General features: G+C 64.9%; 14 protein-coding genes and 1 pseudogene. 3 read left to right on the top strand and 12 right to left on the bottom strand.

What is annotated here, in order from left to right; translation table 11 throughout:
• Positions 1-4: 4 nt before the first annotated feature.
• Positions 5-892 carry a 2-oxo-4-hydroxy-4-carboxy-5-ureidoimidazoline decarboxylase gene (uraD, locus tag LPJ38_RS32625; RefSeq protein WP_167520265.1) on the top strand — a complete coding sequence of 296 codons (888 nt, stop codon included), beginning with the start codon at positions 5-7 and terminating at the stop codon, positions 890-892.
• On the opposite strand, the gene LPJ38_RS32620 is transcribed toward uraD, so the two are convergent.
• Both LPJ38_RS32620 and LPJ38_RS32615 read right to left on the bottom strand, forming a co-directional pair.
• On the bottom strand, positions 889-3,615 hold the full coding sequence (locus tag LPJ38_RS32620) for a molybdopterin-dependent oxidoreductase (RefSeq protein ID WP_145629235.1): 2,727 nt from the start codon (positions 3,613-3,615) through the stop codon (positions 889-891). The genes uraD and LPJ38_RS32620 overlap by 4 nt on opposite strands.
• Complete coding sequence (locus LPJ38_RS32615; RefSeq protein ID WP_145629234.1) at positions 3,612-4,439, bottom strand: FAD binding domain-containing protein; 828 nt, start codon at positions 4,437-4,439, stop codon at positions 3,612-3,614. Before LPJ38_RS32615 ends, LPJ38_RS32620 begins: the two co-directional genes overlap by 4 nt.
• A gap of 148 nt (positions 4,440-4,587) precedes the next feature.
• Between LPJ38_RS32615 and LPJ38_RS32610 the strand changes: the two genes are divergently transcribed.
• Positions 4,588-5,937 carry an 8-oxoguanine deaminase gene (locus LPJ38_RS32610; protein ID WP_145629232.1) on the top strand — a complete coding sequence of 450 codons (1,350 nt, stop codon included), beginning with the start codon at positions 4,588-4,590 and terminating at the stop codon, positions 5,935-5,937.
• Positions 5,938-6,048: 111 nt separating this feature from the next.
• Here the strand turns inward: LPJ38_RS32610 and LPJ38_RS32605 are convergent, their stop codons facing one another.
• The 4 genes from LPJ38_RS32605 to LPJ38_RS32590 all read right to left on the bottom strand — a co-directional run bounded on the left by LPJ38_RS32605 (position 6,049) and on the right by LPJ38_RS32590 (position 10,753).
• The gene (locus LPJ38_RS32605) at positions 6,049-7,125 is read right to left on the bottom strand and encodes a BMP family ABC transporter substrate-binding protein (RefSeq protein WP_145629230.1); all 1,077 of its coding nucleotides are present in this window, start codon (positions 7,123-7,125) and stop codon (positions 6,049-6,051) included.
• Between the two features lie 77 nt (positions 7,126-7,202).
• Entirely contained in the window at positions 7,203-8,120 is a 918-nt protein-coding gene (locus tag LPJ38_RS32600) for an ABC transporter permease (RefSeq protein WP_145629228.1), read from the bottom strand.
• The gene (locus LPJ38_RS32595; RefSeq protein ID WP_145629226.1) at positions 8,107-9,198 is read right to left on the bottom strand and encodes an ABC transporter permease; all 1,092 of its coding nucleotides are present in this window, start codon (positions 9,196-9,198) and stop codon (positions 8,107-8,109) included. Before LPJ38_RS32595 ends, LPJ38_RS32600 begins: the two co-directional genes overlap by 14 nt.
• Entirely contained in the window at positions 9,182-10,753 is a 1,572-nt protein-coding gene (locus LPJ38_RS32590; protein WP_145629224.1) for an ABC transporter ATP-binding protein, read from the bottom strand. The genes LPJ38_RS32595 and LPJ38_RS32590 overlap by 17 nt, the downstream gene beginning before the upstream one ends.
• A 567-nt stretch (positions 10,754-11,320) precedes the next feature.
• Between LPJ38_RS32590 and LPJ38_RS32585 the strand changes: the two genes are divergently transcribed.
• Positions 11,321-12,424, top strand: coding sequence for a hypothetical protein (locus LPJ38_RS32585; RefSeq protein WP_145629222.1), 1,104 nt, complete (start codon positions 11,321-11,323; stop codon positions 12,422-12,424).
• Positions 12,425-12,495: 71 nt separating this feature from the next.
• Here LPJ38_RS32585 and LPJ38_RS32580 read toward each other — a convergent pair whose 3' ends face one another.
• From LPJ38_RS32580 to LPJ38_RS32555, 6 genes and pseudogenes are all read right to left on the bottom strand, one after another.
• Entirely contained in the window at positions 12,496-12,981 is a 486-nt protein-coding gene (locus tag LPJ38_RS32580) for a nucleoside deaminase (protein WP_145629220.1), read from the bottom strand.
• Positions 12,982-12,994: 13 nt separating this feature from the next.
• Complete coding sequence (locus tag LPJ38_RS32575; RefSeq protein ID WP_145629218.1) at positions 12,995-14,527, bottom strand: ABC transporter ATP-binding protein; 1,533 nt, start codon at positions 14,525-14,527, stop codon at positions 12,995-12,997.
• Positions 14,524-15,207 carry a biuret amidohydrolase gene (gene biuH, locus LPJ38_RS32570; RefSeq protein WP_145629217.1) on the bottom strand — a complete coding sequence of 228 codons (684 nt, stop codon included), beginning with the start codon at positions 15,205-15,207 and terminating at the stop codon, positions 14,524-14,526. Before biuH ends, LPJ38_RS32575 begins: the two co-directional genes overlap by 4 nt.
• A gap of 11 nt (positions 15,208-15,218) precedes the next feature.
• Positions 15,219-16,145: an ABC transporter permease gene (locus LPJ38_RS32565; protein ID WP_145629215.1), complete on the bottom strand. Its 927-nt coding sequence runs from the start codon at positions 16,143-16,145 to the stop codon at positions 15,219-15,221.
• Positions 16,145-17,256 (bottom strand): annotated as a pseudogene (locus LPJ38_RS32560) (ABC transporter permease). Before LPJ38_RS32560 ends, LPJ38_RS32565 begins: the two are co-directional and overlap by 1 nt.
• Positions 17,253-18,365, bottom strand: a complete 1,113-nt coding sequence (locus LPJ38_RS32555) for a BMP family ABC transporter substrate-binding protein (RefSeq protein ID WP_145629210.1) — start codon at positions 18,363-18,365, stop codon at positions 17,253-17,255. Before LPJ38_RS32555 ends, LPJ38_RS32560 begins: the two are co-directional and overlap by 4 nt.
• Positions 18,366-18,402 lie beyond the last annotated feature (37 nt).

Raw genomic sequence — 18,402 nt, 5'->3', positions numbered from 1 at the left:
GGTGATGTCGCAGATTTCCCTGGCCGATCTCAATGCCGCGAGCAAAGCGGATTTCGTCGCCGCGCTCGCCAACGTCGTCGAATATTCGCCGTGGATTGCCAAGAAGCTTGCGGGCCAGCGGCCATTCGCCGGCATCACCCAGCTGCACGCTGCGCTGATGGCGGCGATCCAGAGCGCCGAGCCTGATGTGCAGCTGGCATTGATCCGGGCGCACCCCGATCTCGCCAACAAGACGCAGCGCGCCGCAGGCCTCACGGCGGACTCGACCGACGAGCAGAACAGCGCCGGGCTCGATAGGTTGTCGGACGCCGAATACGCCGCATTCGAACGCGTCAACAATGCGTATCGTGAAAAATTCGGCTTCCCCTACATCGTCTGCGTGCGCCGTCACACCAGGGATTCCATCCTGCGGGACTTCGAGACACGGCTGCTCAACATCGCCAAGACCGAGACGCGCCGCGCGATCGAGGAGATCGGGCGCATCTCGGCGCTGCGGCTCGATCAGCTCGTCGTCGCCGACGACAAGCTGAAGGTGCACGGTCGGCTCTCGACGCATGTGCTGGACAATCACGTCGGCAAGCCCGCGTCCGGTATTCCGGTTGAGCTTGTCGAGCTGTCCGCGCTCGGTGAGAGCCGCGTCATTGCCAGCACTGTCACCAATACGGATGGCCGCACAGATCAGCCGCTGATCGGCGGCCGTCCGCTGCCGATCGGCCGTTACGAGCTCCGCTTCGGCGTGGCCAAATACTACGCTGCGCGCAACGTGGCGCTGGCCGACCCGCCGTTTCTCGACCAGATCCCGCTGCACTTCGCGATCAGCGAGCCGGAGAGCCACTATCACGTGCCGCTGCTGGTCACGCCCTGGAGCTATTCGACCTATCGCGGCAGCTAGCCGCCGAATTTGTCGAGCAAGGCCGGAAACAGCCGGTCCGGCTTGAAGGGCGGTGCAGTGAAGCGGATGCCGGTGGCGTCGGCGATGGCATTGCCGAGCGCGGCGGCGACCGGATTGTACGGACTCTCGCTCATCGACTTCGCGCCCAGCGGTCCGATCGTGTCGGTCGTCTCGGCGAAGAGAACCTCGGTACGGGGCACATCGGCGAAGGAGGGCAGGTGATAGTCGCGGAACTTGGCATTGATGACCCGGCCGTCCGCGTCGATCACCATCTCCTCATAGAGCGCCGCACCGAGCGCCTGCGCGACACCACCTTCGACCTGTCCGCGGCATTGCATGGGATTGGCGACGATTCCTGCGTCTGCCGCCTGCACGCTCCGGAGAATCCTGAGTTCGCCGGTGCCCTTGTTCACCGCGACGCGGAAGCCTTGCACGTTGAAACCGACCGTACGCGGCGTGCCGTCGGAATAGCCGTGCGCTGCGAGCGGCTCGCCGCGTTCGCGCGCGAGCCGTGCCAGCTCGACGAAGGACATGCGTCGCACGCCGCTGACGACGGCTTCGGCCTCGAGCGTGCAGCTCGCGACGTCGCAAAGCCAGGCGCTCGCGGCCGCGGCCTTCAGCTCGGTCGCAAGCTGCATGGCCGCCGCATGTGTCGCCTTGCCCGCGACGAACATGCCTGCGCTGCCATAGGCGCCGGTGTCGTGGCCGCCATGGGCGGTGTCGGACTGGCGCAGGCGGATCCTGTCGACGGTGGTCGCCAGCGTCGTTGCGGCAATCTGCCGGTGCACGGTGCTGGTGCCGTTGCCGAATTCGGCGGTGCCGACGGTGAGGTCGAAGCCGCCGTCGTCGTTGAGCGCGACCACGGCGTCGGCGAGATGGCCGGCCGGCGGCGCGGAGTCGATCATGGTGAGAGCGACGCCGTCGCCGATCAGCCATTCCGGCGGCAAGTCCGGCTCCGGGCCCTCGGCCTGCATGGCGCGCTCGACCAGATCAAGGCACTGGTCGAGGCCGTAGGACCCATAGACAACGTCGTGAAATTCAGACGGCGGGGGCGACAGCATGGGATCGCCGGGCCTGACGATGTTGCGCCGGCGTATCTCGTAGGGACTGATGCCGAGCTGCCTTGCCAGCTCGTCGATCGCGGCCTCCACCGCGATCAGCGCCTGCGGCAGGCCATAGCCGCGAAACGCTCCCGCCGGGACCGTGTTGGTGTAGACCGCGGCGCCATCGACCCGCTTGTTCGGGCAGTTGTAGACGCTGATGGACTCGGCCATCGCGTGGAACATCACGGGGCCGGCATGATTGCCGTAAGCGCCGGTGTTGGAGAGCACGTCGAGCTGGAGTGCGGTGAGCTTGCCGTCGGCATCGGCGCCGGCCTTGACGTGGACCCGCATCGGATGCCGCGTCGAGGTCGCGATGAACTGCTCCTCGCGGGTCAGCTCCAGCTTCACCGGCCGTCCGGTCTTGAGTGTTGCGAGCGCCAGGATGTCCTCGACGAACATCTCCTGCTTGCCGCCGAAGCCGCCGCCGACGCGCTCGCAGAAAACGCGGACCTTGTCCATGGGAAGCTGGAAGATATCCGACAGCGCGCGCCGGGTCAGGAACGGCACCTGCGTCGAGGTGCGGACATTGAGCACGCCCGATTGGTCGAGCCAGGCGAGGCCGCCATGGGTCTCCAGCGCCGCGTGCTGCACACGGTGGCTGTGGAAGGTGTCCTCATAGGTGACGGCAGAGGTGGCGAGCGCCGCCGCGACGTCGCCGAATTCGCCATGCGTCTCCGCGACGAGGTTGCGCTGGGCGTCGGCGACGCGATTCGCGGTGGTGCGGTCGGGATGAACGAGGGGCGCGCCAGGCGCCATCGCCTGCTCCGGATCGATCAGTGCCGGCAGGATCTCGTAGTCGACCTTGAGCCGCCAGCACGCCTCCTCGGCCGCGGCTTCGCTCTCGGCGACGATTGCGGCGACCTTCTGGCCGATGAAGCGGACGACGTCATCGAGAATGCGCGTGTCCTCGGGATCCATCCAGTCCTTTTCATGTCGCGCGGTCGAGATCAGGACCGACGGCGCATCTTCATGTGTCAGCACGGCGTGCACGCCGGCAACGCGAAGGGCGTCCGACTTGTCGATCGCGACGATCCTGGCGTGAGCGTGAGGCGAGCGCAGCAGCTTGATGTGCAACAGACCTTCGATTGCGGTGTCGAAGGTGTAGCGGGCCTTGCCGCGCACGATGCCGGGACCCGCCGGCGCCGGCAGGCTGCGGCCGAAGGCGGCGCCTGCCTCGATGCTTCCCTCGACATTGGACTTGCCGAGGATCGCATCCTCGATGGAACGATAACCCGTGCAGCGGCAGATGTTGCCCTTCAACGCGGAGCCCAGATCGGTGCGCTGCGCCTGGTTCAGCGAGGCGCAGGTCAGGATCATGCCGGCGGTGCAGAAGCCGCATTGAAAGCCTTGCGCGTCGAGGAAGGCCTGCTGCATCGGGTGTGCGCCGTGGTCGCCACCGAGACCCTCGATCGTGGTCACGTTGCGCCCCTCGGCCCGGAATGCCGGGATCAGGCAGCTATGCACGGGCTCGCCGTCGAGCAGCACGGTGCAGGCGCCGCAATCGCCGGCGTCGCAGCCCTTTTTCACCCCGAAATGGCCGAGCTCACGCAGGAATGTGCGCAGGCACTGGCCGGCGCGCGGCGCTTGCGAAAATGCCTTGCCGTTGATCTCGAAGCTCATGACGGCGCTCCGGCAGCGAGCTCGCTGCGGATCTCCTCGGCGAGCCGCAGCGTCATGTGCTTGCGCCACAGTGGTTTGCCGTGGATATCGGTGTGGTACAGGTCGTCGGTGATCTGCTGCGAGATCGCGTCGCGGAGCCCGCCAGCGTCCGGAGCTTCGCGAAAGGTCAGCTGGATCGGCCGCACCGTTGATGCCGTCACCGTCAGCGTCAGCGAGCCATCCGCATCGCGGCTGCCGATCAGCAGCGCTGCCGAACGGCCGACCGGCGCCAGCGAGATCTGGCGAAAGGCGGTGCGGCGCCTCAATGCGGCAATCGGGATATCGATCTGGCGGATCAGGTCACCGGCCGTCAGGTGGTTGCGCTGGTTGCCGGTGACGAAGTCGACGACCGGAATCCTCTGCTCGCCGCCATCAGCCTTCCAGATGGTACAGACGCCGTCGAGCGACGACGTCAGCGAGATCATCGGTCCTGCCGGCAGCGACATGCAGAGATTGCCGCCGACGGTCGCGGTCTTCCAGATCTTGAACGAAGCAAGAAAGGCCCGGCAGCACTGGCCGATCAGCGGCGCTGCGAGCCAGTCGGACGGGCAGGCTAGGCCATCGAGCTCTGCGATCGTGCAAGTGGCGGCGATCGAGAGATGGTGCTCGGTGATCGTCAGTGCCGGCCATTTCAGGTTAGTCAGATCGATCAACCGCCTCAGATGGACCTGCGGCTCCGAGAACAGCCAGGTGCCGCCCGCGAGCCAAGCATCACCTGGCATCCAGGCGGGCAATTGCGCGCGCGTTTGCGGATGGGAGACTGCTGTGATGGTATTCAAATCCATGGCTGCGCCAACGCTTCCGCCCGGTGAATCGTGCGCATGAGTCTTGCAAGACCGGAGACAAGTCGCAACAACAAGTCGTAGCAGAATGGTGTTCGGCAGGTCCGCCTTGTAGGTGTACCGTCAGCTGGATGTCGGGAGAAGCTGGGTCATGAGCGATACAAGGTCGATCTGGATCAGGGATCCCCTGGCCATTCTCGCCGACGGAGCCGAGCGCGGGGTCGTCGTGAGAGACGGCCGAATCGTCGAGCTCGTGCCGGCCGGCGGGACGCCGCTGGCCGCAGATGCCGCGGTGTTCGATGCAGGCGCCCATGTCGTGCTGCCGGGCCTCATCAACACCCATCATCACTTTTATCAGACGCTGACGCGGGCGTTGCCGGCGGCGATGGACCGCGAGCTGTTTCCCTGGCTCCAGGCGCTCTATCCCGTCTGGGCGAAGCTGACGCCGGAAGCCCTCGAACTCGGCGTCAGCGTGGCGATGTCCGAGCTGCTGCTCTCCGGCTGCACGACGACGACCGATCACCACTACGTCTTCCCGGCGGGACTCGAGGACGCCGTGGATATCGAGGTCGCTGTGGCAAAGCGGCTCGGCATGCGCGTGCTTCTGACACGCGGCTCGATGAACCTGTCGCGGCGCGACGGCGGTCTGCCGCCGGACAGTGTGGTGCAGGATGAGGACACCATCCTGGCCGATAGCGCGCGCGTGGTGGCAAAGCATCACCAGCGCGGCGCGGATGCGATGGTGCAGATCGCGCTTGCGCCGTGCTCACCTTTCTCGGTGACGACGTCGCTGATGCGCGCGACGGCCGATCTCGCCGATAAGCTCGACGTGCGCCTGCATACCCATCTCGCCGAGACCGAGGACGAGAACAAGTTCTGCGAGCAGATGTATGGCTGCCGCCCGCTCGACTATCTCGATCAATGCGGCTGGCTCAATGCGCGGACCTGGCTCGCCCATGGTATATTTTTCAACGCCGACGAGATGAAGCGGCTCGGAAAGGCGAAGACAACCATCAGTCATTGTGCGTGCAGCAACCAGCTGCTCGCGTCCGGCTGCTGTCCCGTCTGCGAGATGGAGGAAGCCGGCGTCGGTATCGGGCTGGGCGTCGATGGTTCAGCCTCGAACGATGGATCGAACCTGATGCAGGAGGTCCGTGCCGCCTTCCTGCTGCAACGTGCGCGCTACGGCGTCACCAAGGTCAGTCACAAGGACGCGCTGCGCTGGGCCACCAAGGGCTCGGCGGCCTGCGTCGGCCGGCCGGAACTCGGCGAGATTGCCGTCGGCAAGGCTGCCGATCTCGCGCTGTTCAGGCTCGACGAACTGCGCTTCTCCGGCCATGGCGATCCGCTGGCCGCCTTGGTGCTGTGCGGTGCGCATCGGGCCGACCGGGTGATGGTGGCGGGCAAATGGACTGTGATCGACGGCGCGATCCCGGGCCTCGACGTCGCGGGTCTCATCCGCCGCCACAGCTCGGTGGCGCGGGCGATGCAGGTCGGATAGTTCCAAAGCACGATAGAAAGAGGGGGCGACCACAAGTGCCGGGTGCTTCTGGCCACCCCCTCCGAACCTCCTCCGGGAGGAGCAGGTGATTTAGTCAATGCAAGAAGCGTGCTACTTGCCCGGCAGCTTGTCGTCGATGCCCTTTACGTAGAAATTCATGCCGAGGATCTGGCCGTCATCGAGGTGATCACCGCCCTTGCACTCGACCGGCTTGCCGTCCTGCCCAACGATCGGGCATTTGAACGGGTGCAGCTTGCCGGCGATGATCGCGGCCTGAGCATCCTCAGCCATTTTTTTTACATCGTCAGGCATGTTGGTGTAGGGCGCCATCGCGAACATGTGGCTGTCGAGGCCGCCCCAGGTGTCCTCCGACTTCCAGGTGCCGGCGAGCTCGGCCTTGACGCGCTCGATGTAGTAGGGGCCCCAGGTGTCGAGGATCGAGGTGAGCTGGGTCTTGGGCCCGAACTTGATCATCTCTGAATCCTGACCGAAGGCCAGCTTGCCGCGTTCGCTGGCGATCTGCATCGGTGCCGGCGAATCCGTGTGCTGCATGATGACGTCGGCGCCCTGGTCGATCAGCGCCTTGGCGGCATCGGCCTCCTTGCCGGGGTCGAACCAGGTGTTGGCCCAGATGATCTTGACCTTGATGTTCGGGTTGATGGTCTGCGCCGCCAGGATCGTCGCGTTGATGCCGGACACGACCTCGGGAATCGGGAACGAGCCGATATAGCCGAGCACGCCCGCCTTCGACATCTTGGCTGCGATCAGGCCTTGAATGTAGCGGCCCTGATACCATTTCGCCGAATAGGTCGACATGTTCGGGTTGCGCTTGTAGCCGGTGGCGTGCTCGAAATGCACGTTCGGATATTTCTTGGCGACCTTCAGCGTCGGGTCCATGTAGCCGAAGGATGTCGTGAAGATCAGCTTATTGCCGGCGCGGACGAGTTGCTCGATGGAGCGCTCGGCGTCGGGACCTTCGGGCACGTTCTCGAGATAAGTGGTCTCGATCTTGTCGCCTAATTCCTTCACCAGCGCCTGGCGTCCGAGATCGTGCTGATAGGTCCAGCCGAGATCTCCGATAGGACCCAGATAGACGAAACCGACCTTCAGCTTGTCGGCGGCCGAGGCTGCACCGACACTCGCGGCAAGCAAGAGCCCGGCAGCCAGTGCAAGAAGCGATTTCCTCATCGTCAATCTCCAAACATCAGGGGAAAGCCACGATCCGCAACGTGCGCGCCCCATCGCGCACGCTGCTGAAATGAAACTCAGCGGTCAGGCACGAACACCGTGCCGAGCGCGGCCGGCGCGGTCGAGCCGCCGGTGCGCGCGCGGGAGATAAGGACCAGCACGATGATGGTTGCGAGATAAGGTAGCGCAGACATGAACTGCGAGGGAATGCCGACGCCCCAGCCCTGGGCGTGCAATTGCAGGATCGTCACTGCGCCGAAGAGATAGGCGCCGACGACGAGGCGGCCCGGTCGCCAGGACGAGAACACCACCAGCGCCAAGGCGATCCAGCCGCGGCCTGCGGTCATGCCGGGAATGAAGAACGGCGTATAAGCGAGCGGAAGATAGGCGCCCGCAAGACCCGCGCAGGCGCCGCCGAACATCACGGCGAATGTGCGGATACGCAGTACGGGATAGCCGAGTGCATGCGCGGAGACATGATTGTCACCGCAGGCGCGCAGGATCAGTCCCGCGCGCGTGCGGTACAGGAACCACCAGACGCCGACGAGGAGTGCGATGGAGAAATAGACGAAACCGTCCTCACCAAACAGCACCCGGCCGACCAGGGGGATGTCGGTGAGGCCGGGAATGGCGAGACGCGCGGCAGGCGTGATGCGCTCACCGACGAAGCTGGCGCCGATCAGGCCGGAGAGTCCGATGCCGAGGATGGTCAGCGCGAGACCCGTTGCGACCTGATTGACGGCGAGCCCGAGCGTCATCAGCGCGAAGACGAGCGACATCAGCATGCCCGCGACGATGCCGAACAGCGCCCCGATGAAGATGGATCCGGTCAGCCAGGCGCCGGCAAAGCCGCAGGCCGCGCCGACGATCATCATGCCCTCGACGCCGAGATTGAGCACGCCGGACCGCTCGGTCACGAGTTCGCCGGTTGCCGCAATCAGCAGCGGCGTCGAGGCGGCGAGCACCGCGAGGATGATGGCCTCAACCAGCGCCACGGGACACCTGTCGATTGGAGGACTCCAGCTTGAAGCGGTACAGGATGAGAGAATCGCAGGCGAGCACGTAGAAAAGCAGAATGCCCTGAAACACCTTGGTGACGTCCAACGGAATCTTCATGGCGATCTGCGCCTGCTCGCCGCCGATAAAGGTCAGTGCGAGGAAAAGGCCAGCAATTAGTATTCCAAGCGGGTTCAGCCGGCCGAGGAAGGCCACGATGATCGCGGTGAAGCCGTAGCCGGGCGAGATGCCGGGCTGGAGATGCCCGACGGGACCCGCGACCTCAATGATGCCTGCGAGGCCCGCCAGCGCGCCCGAGACCGCGAAGGTCAGGATGACGAGCTGATCGGCATTGAACCCGCCGAACCGTGCTGCACGCGGGGCGGCGCCGACGACGCGGATCTCAAAACCCTTGATGGTACGTCCGAGCAGGATCGCCGCTGCTGCGACGACGAGCAGGGAGATGATGGCGCCGAGATGCAGCCGGCCGCCTTCGATCAACAGCGGGACCGTGGCCACCGGATCGAACTCCGCGGTGGTCGGGAAGTTGAAGCCGTGCGGATCGCGCCAGGGGCCGCGCACGAGATAGTCGAGCAGGAGATCGGCGACATAGACCAGCATCAGGCTGGTCAGGATCTCGCTGGCGCCGAACTTGACCTTGCAGATTGCAGGTATCAGCGCATAGAGCGCGCCTGCGGCGGCCGCGAGCACGAGCATGGCGGGGAGGACCCAGGCCCCGGCATCGGTGCCCTGCGTCTTCACCGCGATCCAGCTTCCGGCGACGGCGCCGATCAGGAATTGACCCTCGGCGCCGATATTCCAGGCGTTGGCGAGATAGCAGAGCGAGAGCCCGATCGCGATCATCACCAGCGGTGTCGCCTTCACGGCGATCTCCTGGAGCGAATAACCGTCGGTCAAAGGTGCGATGAAATAGGCATGAAGAGCGAGCAGAGGATTCTTGCCGAGGATCGCGAACAGGATGACCATGGTCGCGATCGTGAGGCCGATCGCGATCAGCGGAGAGATCAGCGCGACCGTGTTGGAGCGCTCGGCGCGCTTCTCAAGCACCAACTGCATGCGCGGCCTCCCTCGGCTCCAGGCTGCTGCCACCCATGAGAAGGCCGAGCTTCTCGCGGCTTGCTTCGCCCGCTGCGAGCGGTGCCGAGAGCCGGCCGTGGAACATCACGGCGATGCGGTCGGCGATCTCCGCGAGTTCGTCCAGGTCCTGGCTGGTGACGAGCACCGCGGCGCCTGCGGTTGCGAGATCAAGCAGCGCCTGGCGGATGACGGCGGCGGCGCCGGCGTCGACGCCCCAGGTGGGCTGGCTCACCACCAGCACTCCCGGGTTGCGCAGGATCTCGCGTCCCACGATGAATTTCTGCAAGTTTCCGCCGGAAAGGGACGCTGCCTCCGGATCGCGCCTTGCCTTGCGCACGTCGAACGTTTCGGTTGCGCGGTCGACGGTCTTCAGCGTGGTTGCTGTGTCGATGAAGCCGTGATGGACCATGCCGCTGGCCGCATGGCCCGTGAGCAGTGCGTTCTCCGACAGCCTCATGCGCGGCACCGTGCCGTGGCCGAGACGCTCCTCGGGAACGAAGGCGGCGCCCAGCTTGCGCCGCTGCGTGATCGAGAGATGGCCTGCGGCGATGCCCTCGATCACGATGGTGCCCGGATCCTTCGACAGGCGCTCGCCGGAGAGCGCGGCGAACAGCTCGTCCTGCCCGTTGCCGGCAACGCCGGCGATGCCGAGGATCTCGCCACCCTTCAGCTCGAACGAAATGTGTTCGAGCCATACGCCATGCGCCTCGGCGGGCGCCAGCGAGAGATCGTTGACGACGAGCCGCGGCACCGTGGTCTTGCGACCGGATGCGGCCTTCACGTCCTTGATCTCGCTGCCGACCATCATGCGCGCGAGCGACGCAGCGGTCTCGCGCCGGGGATTGCAGCTCTCGACCTTCCTGCCGCCGCGCAGGATCGTGGCGGTGTCGCAGAGGCGCTTCACCTCCTCCAGCTTGTGGCTGATATAGAGGACGGCGCGGCCTTCAGCCTTGAGGCGTTCCAGAACGATGAAGAGCTGGTCGGCTTCCTGCGGCGTCAGCACCGCGGTGGGCTCGTCCAGGATCAGGAATTTCGGATCCTGCATCAGCGCGCGGACGATCTCGATGCGCTGGCGCTCCCCGACCGACAATTGCCAGACCTCGCGTTTGGGATCGAGCGGCAGGCCATAGGCCTTCGACACCCGCTCCAGCCGCGCCGACATGTCCTTGAAGGACTCTCTTCCGTCGAGGCCGAGTGCGACGTTCTCGGCGACGGTCAGGTTGTCGAATAGCGAGAAATGCTGGAACACCATGCCGATACCGCGGCTTCGCGCGTCGGCGGGGCCGGACAGCACGATGCGTTCGCCCTGCCAGCGAATCTCGCCGGCGCTGGGCTGGATCAATCCGTAGATCGCCTTGACGAGCGTCGACTTGCCGGCACCATTCTCGCCCAGCAAAGCGTGGATCTCCTTCGGCCGGATCTCGATGTCGACGGAATCATTGGCGAGGAAATCACCATAGCGCTTGGTCAGCCCGATCGTCTGAAGTAGAGGGGGCTCGCTGGAATGCAGGCCGGAAGGCGTCTGATCTGACATTCGCTGATGCGCTGGCATGAATGAAGTGCCTCAATAGTGAGCCAGTTTGAGCCGTCGCGTAAGATGTGAAAAAGCATCATCCCTTGCTCAACGCTTCGGCAGGCGACTGGCTCAATAGGATGTTGTGGATTCCGAGTGCGTGGAGCGGTGAACGGCACTCTGGTCAAAGGAAACAGTCCGCTTGCAGGCGGTGTCTGTTGCAAATTTGTGACGGTTCAAGCCAAATCGGAACCTGCTGTGCAGCGCTGACGTCATGTTGAGCAATGACGCGTCGGTTCGTCCATCACGTGCAGCGCGCCAGCCACGACCGCTCCCGCGCCTCGGCGTCGCCTAGCGGCGCAATCAGAAAATCCGAATAGAAACAATCCAGAGTGTTCGGCAACAGCGATCCCAGGCTCGCGCATTCGCTGCGTATGGGGAAGCTGCGATCTCCGCCGTGACGCGCGGCGTCCTGCCGCAACAAGCAGCACGCCATGTGAAAAGTTGAGGCTTCTCGCCCCGGGAGATCGGCGCAAATGTCGCACCCACGGCTCGTTCTCATTCCTACGTGACTTGGGGGTATTCAGGATGTCGTTTCGTTACACGGCAATGGCAGCAGCGGCGCTGTCATTTGCTACGCTGGCCGCCGGTGGCCTAGGTCATGCGGCGGACCTGCCGGTCAAGGCGGCCAAGAAGGCGGCTGACCTTCCGTTCTTCCTGGTGATCGATAACCGCGTCACTTTCTCGTACATCTTCGACGCGTCGCAGCCGGGCGCGTGGTCATTCCGGCCGGATGGTTCGATCGACAGCAAGACCACCAAGCAGGTCTATTCGTTCACCCATTTCGACCTCTGGGCGTACGGCACGAACTTCTTCACCATCTCGATGTTCAAGTCGGATCACAATGACCCGGCAGGCCCCTGCACCAATGCGGGCACGATCTTCGGCGCGCCGGCATCCTGCGCCGGTGCGACCGAAATTTATGGCCTGTTCCGCTCGACGTTCGGCTGGAATGAACTCTTCAACACCAAGGCCTTCACGATGGGCCCGCTACGCAACATCTCGTTCGAGGTCGGCATGGATGCCAATACCGAGAACAGATATTTCGGGGCTGCCAAGCGCGACGTCGTGGGCGGCCTGCAATTCGCGTTCGACCTGCCCTACAAGGGCTACATCAACGTTGCGCCGCTGGTCTATTGGGAGTTCGCCAACCACAACTCCTTCAGCCAATGCGGCCTGTTCGGTCCGGGCGTTCCCGGCGTGACGTGTCTTGCGGACGGCAACACGTCGTTCAAGCCGACCTGGGCCGTCGAGGTCAATTACTACATGGACCTCGGCTTCCTGCCGCCGAACATGCAGTATTTCTCGATCAGCGGCCGCGCCGGCTGGTATGGCAAGAAGGGGACTGACACCGAGCCGCTTCCTTACAGCCCGGCAAATGGAGTGTACAACACGGCCGTCGAGCTGAACTCGGAACCCATCCGTCTGACCTTCGATGCCTCGAAGGCAGCTTGGGGAGACAAATACTCCCACTTCGTGGACGTCTGGGTTGCCTACCGCTACTGGCAGAACAAGTTCGGCCTCGATCACAACCTCGCTGTCGGCTGCACCACGCCTGTCGGTGGCGGGAGGGTGAGCACCGGCGCCTGCACCGAGTCCTCGCTCTACTCAGGCATCACCGTGAAGTTCTAACCACCCTACGCTCTTCAGATGACGATGACGCCGCGTCAACCCTCCGCGGCGTCATCTCGCAGGATGTACTGTTACTTCGTCCACGCGCCGTCGTGCAGCGCTTCGGCCTCGTCCTCGAGCAATGGTCCGACAACTTCAGTCGGCCGCTGCCCGCTGGCAAAGACTTCGCGGCAGGGAAGATCGAGCGTTGGATTGTCCGGATGGTTACCCGTGATGCCGCGCAGGCGGTGTTCGCTGAGTCCGTAGACCACGCGGCCGATGCCGGCCCAGTAGATCGCGCCGGCGCACATCGCGCAGGGCTCGGCAGAGGAATAGAGCGTCGCCTTCGCCAACAGCTCGCGGCCAAGCGAGCGGCAGGCCTGGGTCGCGGCCAGGCGCTCGGCATGCGCTGTGCCGTCGTGATCCGGCATGTAGCCGTTCTCGGTCTCGATCAGCACCTTGCCATCCGCATCGACGACGACGCAGCCGAAGGGATGATTGCCATGGGTGAGGGAGCGGCGGGCGACCGCGAAGGACAGGCGCAGGAAGTGCTCGTCCCGCTCGGATGCGCCGTCCATAGCTCCTCCACGCTCAATGTCCCGCCATGTGCCGGCCGACCACGGTGAGGTCGGCTTCGCTGGTCCGTGCTTCATACACGAATTCGCCGTGGAACATCACCACCAGCCGGTCGGATAGCTCGAGCAATTCGTCGAGATCCTCGCTGACCAGCAGCACCGCCGCGCCGCGGTTGCGCGCGGCCATGATCTCGGCGTGGATCTGCGCGACCGCCGCGAAGTCGAGGCCGAAGCAGGGATTGGCTGCGATCAGCACCTCGACGTCACCCGCGAGCTCGCGGGCCAGCACGGCGCGCTGGACATTGCCGCCCGACAGCGCAGAGATCGGGGTATCAGGCGTGCGGGTCTTGATCTTGTACTGGGCGATCTTGGTCCTGGCGTCGTCGCGGAAGGCGCCGCGATTGAGCCACCAGCCGCCGCTGGCGAAGGGCGCGCGGTCAAATTCGCGGAAGGCGATGTTGTCGGCAACGCTCATGCCGCCGACGCAGGCGTTCTTCAACGGCTCCTCGGGCAGCAGCGACATCTTGTGGCGCCGCATCTCCTCGCGGCTGGCGCTGTAGGGATCGCCGGCCACACAGATCTCGCCGCTTTCGGCCTCGCGCTGGCCGGCCAGCACCTCGACAAGTTGGCGTTGGCCGTTGCCGGAGACGCCGGCGATGCCGACGATCTCGCCGGCGCGCACAGTGAGCGAAACGTCATGGACGGCGACGGCACCGGCATCGTCGAGCGCGCGGAGCTTCTGCAGCTCGAGCCTGGCTTGACCCGTCTCGCCGGTGCGCGGCGGCTGCACCGTCAGCTCCTCGGCACCGATCATGGTGCGCGCCATCGCATCGGGAGTGAGCTCGGCGACCTTGCCGTGACCGGCGAGCTTGCCGCGGCGCAGAATGGTGACGTCGTCGGCGAAGGCCATGACCTCGCGGAACTTGTGCGTGATCATCAGGATGGTCAGCTCGCCCCTGACAACCATGTCGCGGAGCATGCCGAGCACCTCGTCGGCTTCCGCCGGAGTCAGCACCGAGGTCGGCTCGTCCAGGATCAGGAAGCGGCGCTTCAGATAGAGCTGCTTGAGGATTTCGCACTTCTGCCGTTCGCCTGCGGAAATGTCGGAGACCTTCGCGCCGAGCGGCACCTTGAAAGGCATCCGGCCCAGGAACGCCTCGAGCTCCTTCATCTCCTTCGGCCAGTTCACCACCGCGGGCACGTCGTCGCGCGCCAACACGAGATTTTCGGCGACCGTCATTGCCGGCACCAGGGTGAAGTGCTGGTAGACCATGCCGAGGCCGAGCGCGTGAGCGTCCTTCGGATTGGCGATCGCCTGCTCGCGGCCACCGACGAGAATGTCGCCCTCGGTTGCGTGATAATATCCCATGATGCATTTGACGAGGGTCGACTTGCCGGCACCGTTCTCGCCGAGCAGCGCGTGAAACGAGCCTGGCCGCACCTTCAGCTCGACATTGTCGAGTGCCAGGAAGTCGCCGAAGCGCATCGTCATGGCGATGGCATCGACGCCGAACGCGCCGGACGGCGGCGGTGTTTCGCCAATGATCACGAAATCGCTCCAATGATGGCGTCGGAGGTCGAGACCGCGCCGAACACGCCACCCTGCATCTTGATCATCTTCAGCGCATGGTCGTGGTTGCTCTTGTCGGTCGCACCGCAGCAATCGTGCAGCAGCACGCATTCGAAGCCGCGATCGTTGGCCTCGCGCATGGTGGTGTGAACGCAGACGTCGGTGGTGATCCCCGTGAGGATGATGTTGTCGATACCGCGCACCCGCAGGATCAGCTCCAGGTCGGTGGCGCAGAACGAACCCTTGCCGGGTTTGTCGATGATCGGCTCGCCCGGCAGCGGGGCGAGTTCCGGGATGATGTCCCAGCCGGGTTCGCCACGCACCAGGATGCGGCCACAGGGACCGGGATCGCCGATGCCGGCGCCGATCTGGCGCGAGCGCCAGCGCTTGTTGGCGGGAAGATCGGAGAGATCGGGGCGGTGGCCTTCACGGGTATGGATGATGTGGAAGCCCTGCTTGCGCATCACATCGAGTAGCTTCCTGATCGGCTCGATCGGTGCCCGCGTCAGTGTGAGGTCGTAGCCCATCTTGTCGACATAGCCGCCGACCCCGCAGAAATCGGTCTGCATGTCGATGATGACGAGCGCGGTGTTTTCGGGACGGAGGTCGCCGTTATAGGGCCAGGCATAGGGCTCGGACTTGATGTAGCGCTCGGGCATGATGTTGCTCTCTAGCGTGTGATCGACAATTCCGCCGGGGCTCCGGTCAGCGTGCGTTTCGGCGAGCAGGTGATGATCATGATCGCCAGCGTCAGGATGTAGGGCGCAGCGTTGAAGAGGTGATAGCCGGAGGTGATTCCGACCGATTGCAGCGCCGGCCCCAGCGCCGCAGCGCCGCCGAAGGCGAGCGAGGCCCACAGGCACAGCAGGGGATCCCAGCGCGCGAAGATCACGAGCGCGACCGCGGTGATGCCCTGGCCTGAGGAGAGGCCTTCGTTCCAGCTGCCGGGATAGAACAGCGACAGGAACGAGCCGCCGATGCCGGCGAGGAAGCCGCCGACCATGGTCGCGCGCAGCCGGATCAGCAGCACCGAATGGCCCATCGCGCGCGCGGCGTCCGCACTCTCGCCGGCCGTGCGGATCAAGAGGCCCCAGCGCGTGGTGCGGAAGGCCCAATACAGGATCGGCGCGAGCGCGACGCCGATCAGGAACAGGACGTTGATGCGCAGTGCGGCGCGCACTTGCGGAACGTCACTCCACCAGCCGAAATCGATCGCGGGCAGGCGCGCCGCGGTGGGTTCGATCAACGGCTTGCCGAGGTAGAAGGCAAGGCCGGTGCCGAACAGCATCAAGGCGATGCCGACTGCGACGTCGTTGACGCGCGGCAACGAGCAGATGCCGGCGTGGAGCGCGCCCAGCAGCGCGCCGGTGATGCCGGCGGCGAGCACGCCTAGCCACGGTGATCCCGAGAGATAGGAGATGCCGTAGGCGCTCATCGCGCCCATCACCAGCGTGCCTTCGAGGCCGAGATTGATGCGGCCGGAACGCTCGGTGATGCATTCTCCCAGGCTGACGAACAGGAAGGGCGTGGAGACACGAATGGCGCCGCCGAGCACGGCCAGCGGGACGGTCCAGAGTCCGATCGATCCGTCTGCCATCAGGATTTTCCCTTCAGGATCCGATGCGGCCGTAAAGCGCATCGCTGGCCAGCACGAAGACGAAGATGATGCCCTGGAGCACCAGCACGGATGCGTCGGGCAGCCCCAGGCGGCGTTGCAGCAGGCCGCCGCTGGCGCTGATGCCGCCGAGCAGGATCGCGACCGGAATGATCGCAAGCGGATTCTGCCGGGCGAGGAAGGCGACGAGAATGCCGGTGAAGCCGTAACCCGCCGCGAGATTGGCATTAGTGCGCCCTTGCACGGCGGCGACCTGGATCATGCCGGCAAGGCCGGCGGCGCCGCCGGCGAGGAAGCAGATGGTCAGGATCAGCTTGTTGACGCCGAGGCCGACGATCTTCGCGGCGCGTATGTTGCCGCCGGCGACGCGCGCGGCGAAGCCGAACACGGTGTGATAGATCAGGATATAGGCGGCGATCGCGGCGACCAGCCCGAACACCAGGCCCCAATGCACGTCGGTGCCGGGAATGGTGCCGATCATGTTGGCGGCGCCGATCTCGCGCGTCGATGGTTTATTGAGGCTGGCGGGATCGCGCATTGCGCCTTCGACGAGATGATTGAGGATCGCGAGCGCGATGTAGACGAGCAGCAGGCTCGAAATCGTTTCGTTAACGCCGCGATACTGTCGCAGGCCGCCCGATAGCATGATCCACAAGCCGCCACCGGCCACGCCGGCGCAGACCATGGCGATCTGCACGACGAGCGGCGGCATGCTCTGAAGCGCAAGCGCCGCGCTGGTCGCTGTCAGCGCGCCGAGCAGCAGCGCGCCTTCGCCGCCGATGATGACCATGCCGAGCTGCGCGGGCAGCGCGGTGCAGAGTGCCGTTAGGATCAAGGGAGCAGCGCGCGTGAGCGTGTTCTGCCAGGAGAACCAGGTGCCGAACGCGCCGTAGTACATGTAGAAATAGAGATCGAACGGATTCTTGCCGGACATCGCCACGAAGATGCCGAAGACCACGAGCGCGCCGACGAGCGCCGCGGCCGGGATGAGGATGTACTCGATCGTCGCGCCGTGGCGCTGGAGAAAGCCGGGATCGGCGGCCGGGGAAATCGCTCCGGCCGCACCAGGGGAATCCGCAGCTTCGGTCGTCACGAAGTCGCTCCGAGCACGCCTTCGACGAGGTAGTCCATCTTTTCCAGCTCGGGATCCTTCTGGCCCCGATCGGTGCCGGCGGGGATCACCGTCTTGCCCTTGTTGTCGACCAGCCCGCCCTTGAAGATGGCGTAGCCCTCGGCCGAAAGGAATTTGGCCTTCACCTCGTCGGCGTGCTTGCGTGCTTCGGCGGAAACAGCTTCACCATACGGCGAGGTCTTGACGATCTCCTCCTTGAGGCCGCCGCGGTAGAAGTTCGGAATGCTCTCGCCGCCAGCGATCATCTTCACGAATTTCGGATACAGCGCTTCCCAATTCCACTCCGCGCCGGTGAGATAGGCCTTCGGCGCGAGCGGTGACTGGTTGGTGTGGTAGCCACAGACGAAGGCGCCGCGGCGCGCGGCGTTCTCGACCATGGTCTTGGGGCCGTCGACATGGCAGGTGAGCACGTCGACGCCCTGGTCGATCAGGCTGTTGGTGGCCTCGGCCTCCTTGACCGGCATCGACCAGTCGCCGGTGAAGATGACCTGCGTCGTGGCCTTGGGATTGGCGAGCCTGGCGCCAAGGGTGAAGGCGTTGATGTTGCGCAGCACCTGCGGGATCGGCTTTGCCGCAACGAAGCCGAGCTTGCCGCTCTTCGAGGTATAGCCGGCGACGATGCCGGAGATGTATTGAGCCTCGTCGATGTAGCCGAAATAGCTGCCGGCGTTCTTCGGATCCTTGTCGCTCCAGAGGCCGCCGCAGTGCTCGAAGCGCAGCTTCGGGTATTTGGTGGCCATCTTGGTGACATGCGGATTGTAGTAGCCGAACGAGGTCGGGAAGAGCAGGGTCGCACCGTCGAGATTGATCATGGACTCGATGGTCTTCTCGACCGCATCGGTCTCCGGCACCTTCTCTTCCTCGACGACCTTGAGCCCGGGAATCTTTTTCAGGGCGGCAGCGCCCTGCGCATGGGCCTGGTTGTAGCCGTAGTCGTCGCGCGAGCCGACATAGATGAAGCCGATGGTCGTCTCAGCCGCGAAAGCGGGGCGGAGGCCGGCGGCAGCGCCGAGGGTCAGGGCCGCACCGCCTTGCAACAAATGACGTCGTGAAATCCTGCCAAAATCCATTGCTTGCTCCCCTTGGGCGGATGCCCGCCTTGATCTC

This window comes from Bradyrhizobium daqingense (assembly GCF_021044685.1).
Lineage (GTDB): Bacteria > Pseudomonadota > Alphaproteobacteria > Rhizobiales > Xanthobacteraceae > Bradyrhizobium > Bradyrhizobium daqingense.
This window is presented reverse-complemented; position numbering and strand designations above follow the sequence as displayed.

Bases quoted from the DNA above. Each gene is read 5' to 3' on its own strand.
- uraD (WP_167520265.1), top strand. From the start codon at position 5: ATGTCGCAGATTTCCCTGGCCGATCTCAATGCCGCGAGCAAAGCGGAT.
- LPJ38_RS32620 (WP_145629235.1), bottom strand. From the start codon at position 3,615: ATGAGCTTCGAGATCAACGGCAAGGCATTTTCGCAAGCGCCGCGCGCC.
- LPJ38_RS32615 (WP_145629234.1), bottom strand. From the start codon at position 4,439: ATGGATTTGAATACCATCACAGCAGTCTCCCATCCGCAAACGCGCGCG.
- LPJ38_RS32610 (WP_145629232.1), top strand. From the start codon at position 4,588: ATGAGCGATACAAGGTCGATCTGGATCAGGGATCCCCTGGCCATTCTC.
- LPJ38_RS32605 (WP_145629230.1), bottom strand. From the start codon at position 7,125: ATGAGGAAATCGCTTCTTGCACTGGCTGCCGGGCTCTTGCTTGCCGCG.
- LPJ38_RS32595 (WP_145629226.1), bottom strand. From the start codon at position 9,198: ATGCAGTTGGTGCTTGAGAAGCGCGCCGAGCGCTCCAACACGGTCGCG.
- LPJ38_RS32590 (WP_145629224.1), bottom strand. From the start codon at position 10,753: ATGTCAGATCAGACGCCTTCCGGCCTGCATTCCAGCGAGCCCCCTCTA.
- LPJ38_RS32585 (WP_145629222.1), top strand. From the start codon at position 11,321: ATGTCGTTTCGTTACACGGCAATGGCAGCAGCGGCGCTGTCATTTGCT.
- LPJ38_RS32580 (WP_145629220.1), bottom strand. From the start codon at position 12,981: ATGGACGGCGCATCCGAGCGGGACGAGCACTTCCTGCGCCTGTCCTTC.
- biuH (WP_145629217.1), bottom strand. From the start codon at position 15,207: ATGCCCGAGCGCTACATCAAGTCCGAGCCCTATGCCTGGCCCTATAAC.
- LPJ38_RS32565 (WP_145629215.1), bottom strand. From the start codon at position 16,145: ATGGCAGACGGATCGATCGGACTCTGGACCGTCCCGCTGGCCGTGCTC.
- LPJ38_RS32555 (WP_145629210.1), bottom strand. From the start codon at position 18,365: ATGGATTTTGGCAGGATTTCACGACGTCATTTGTTGCAAGGCGGTGCG.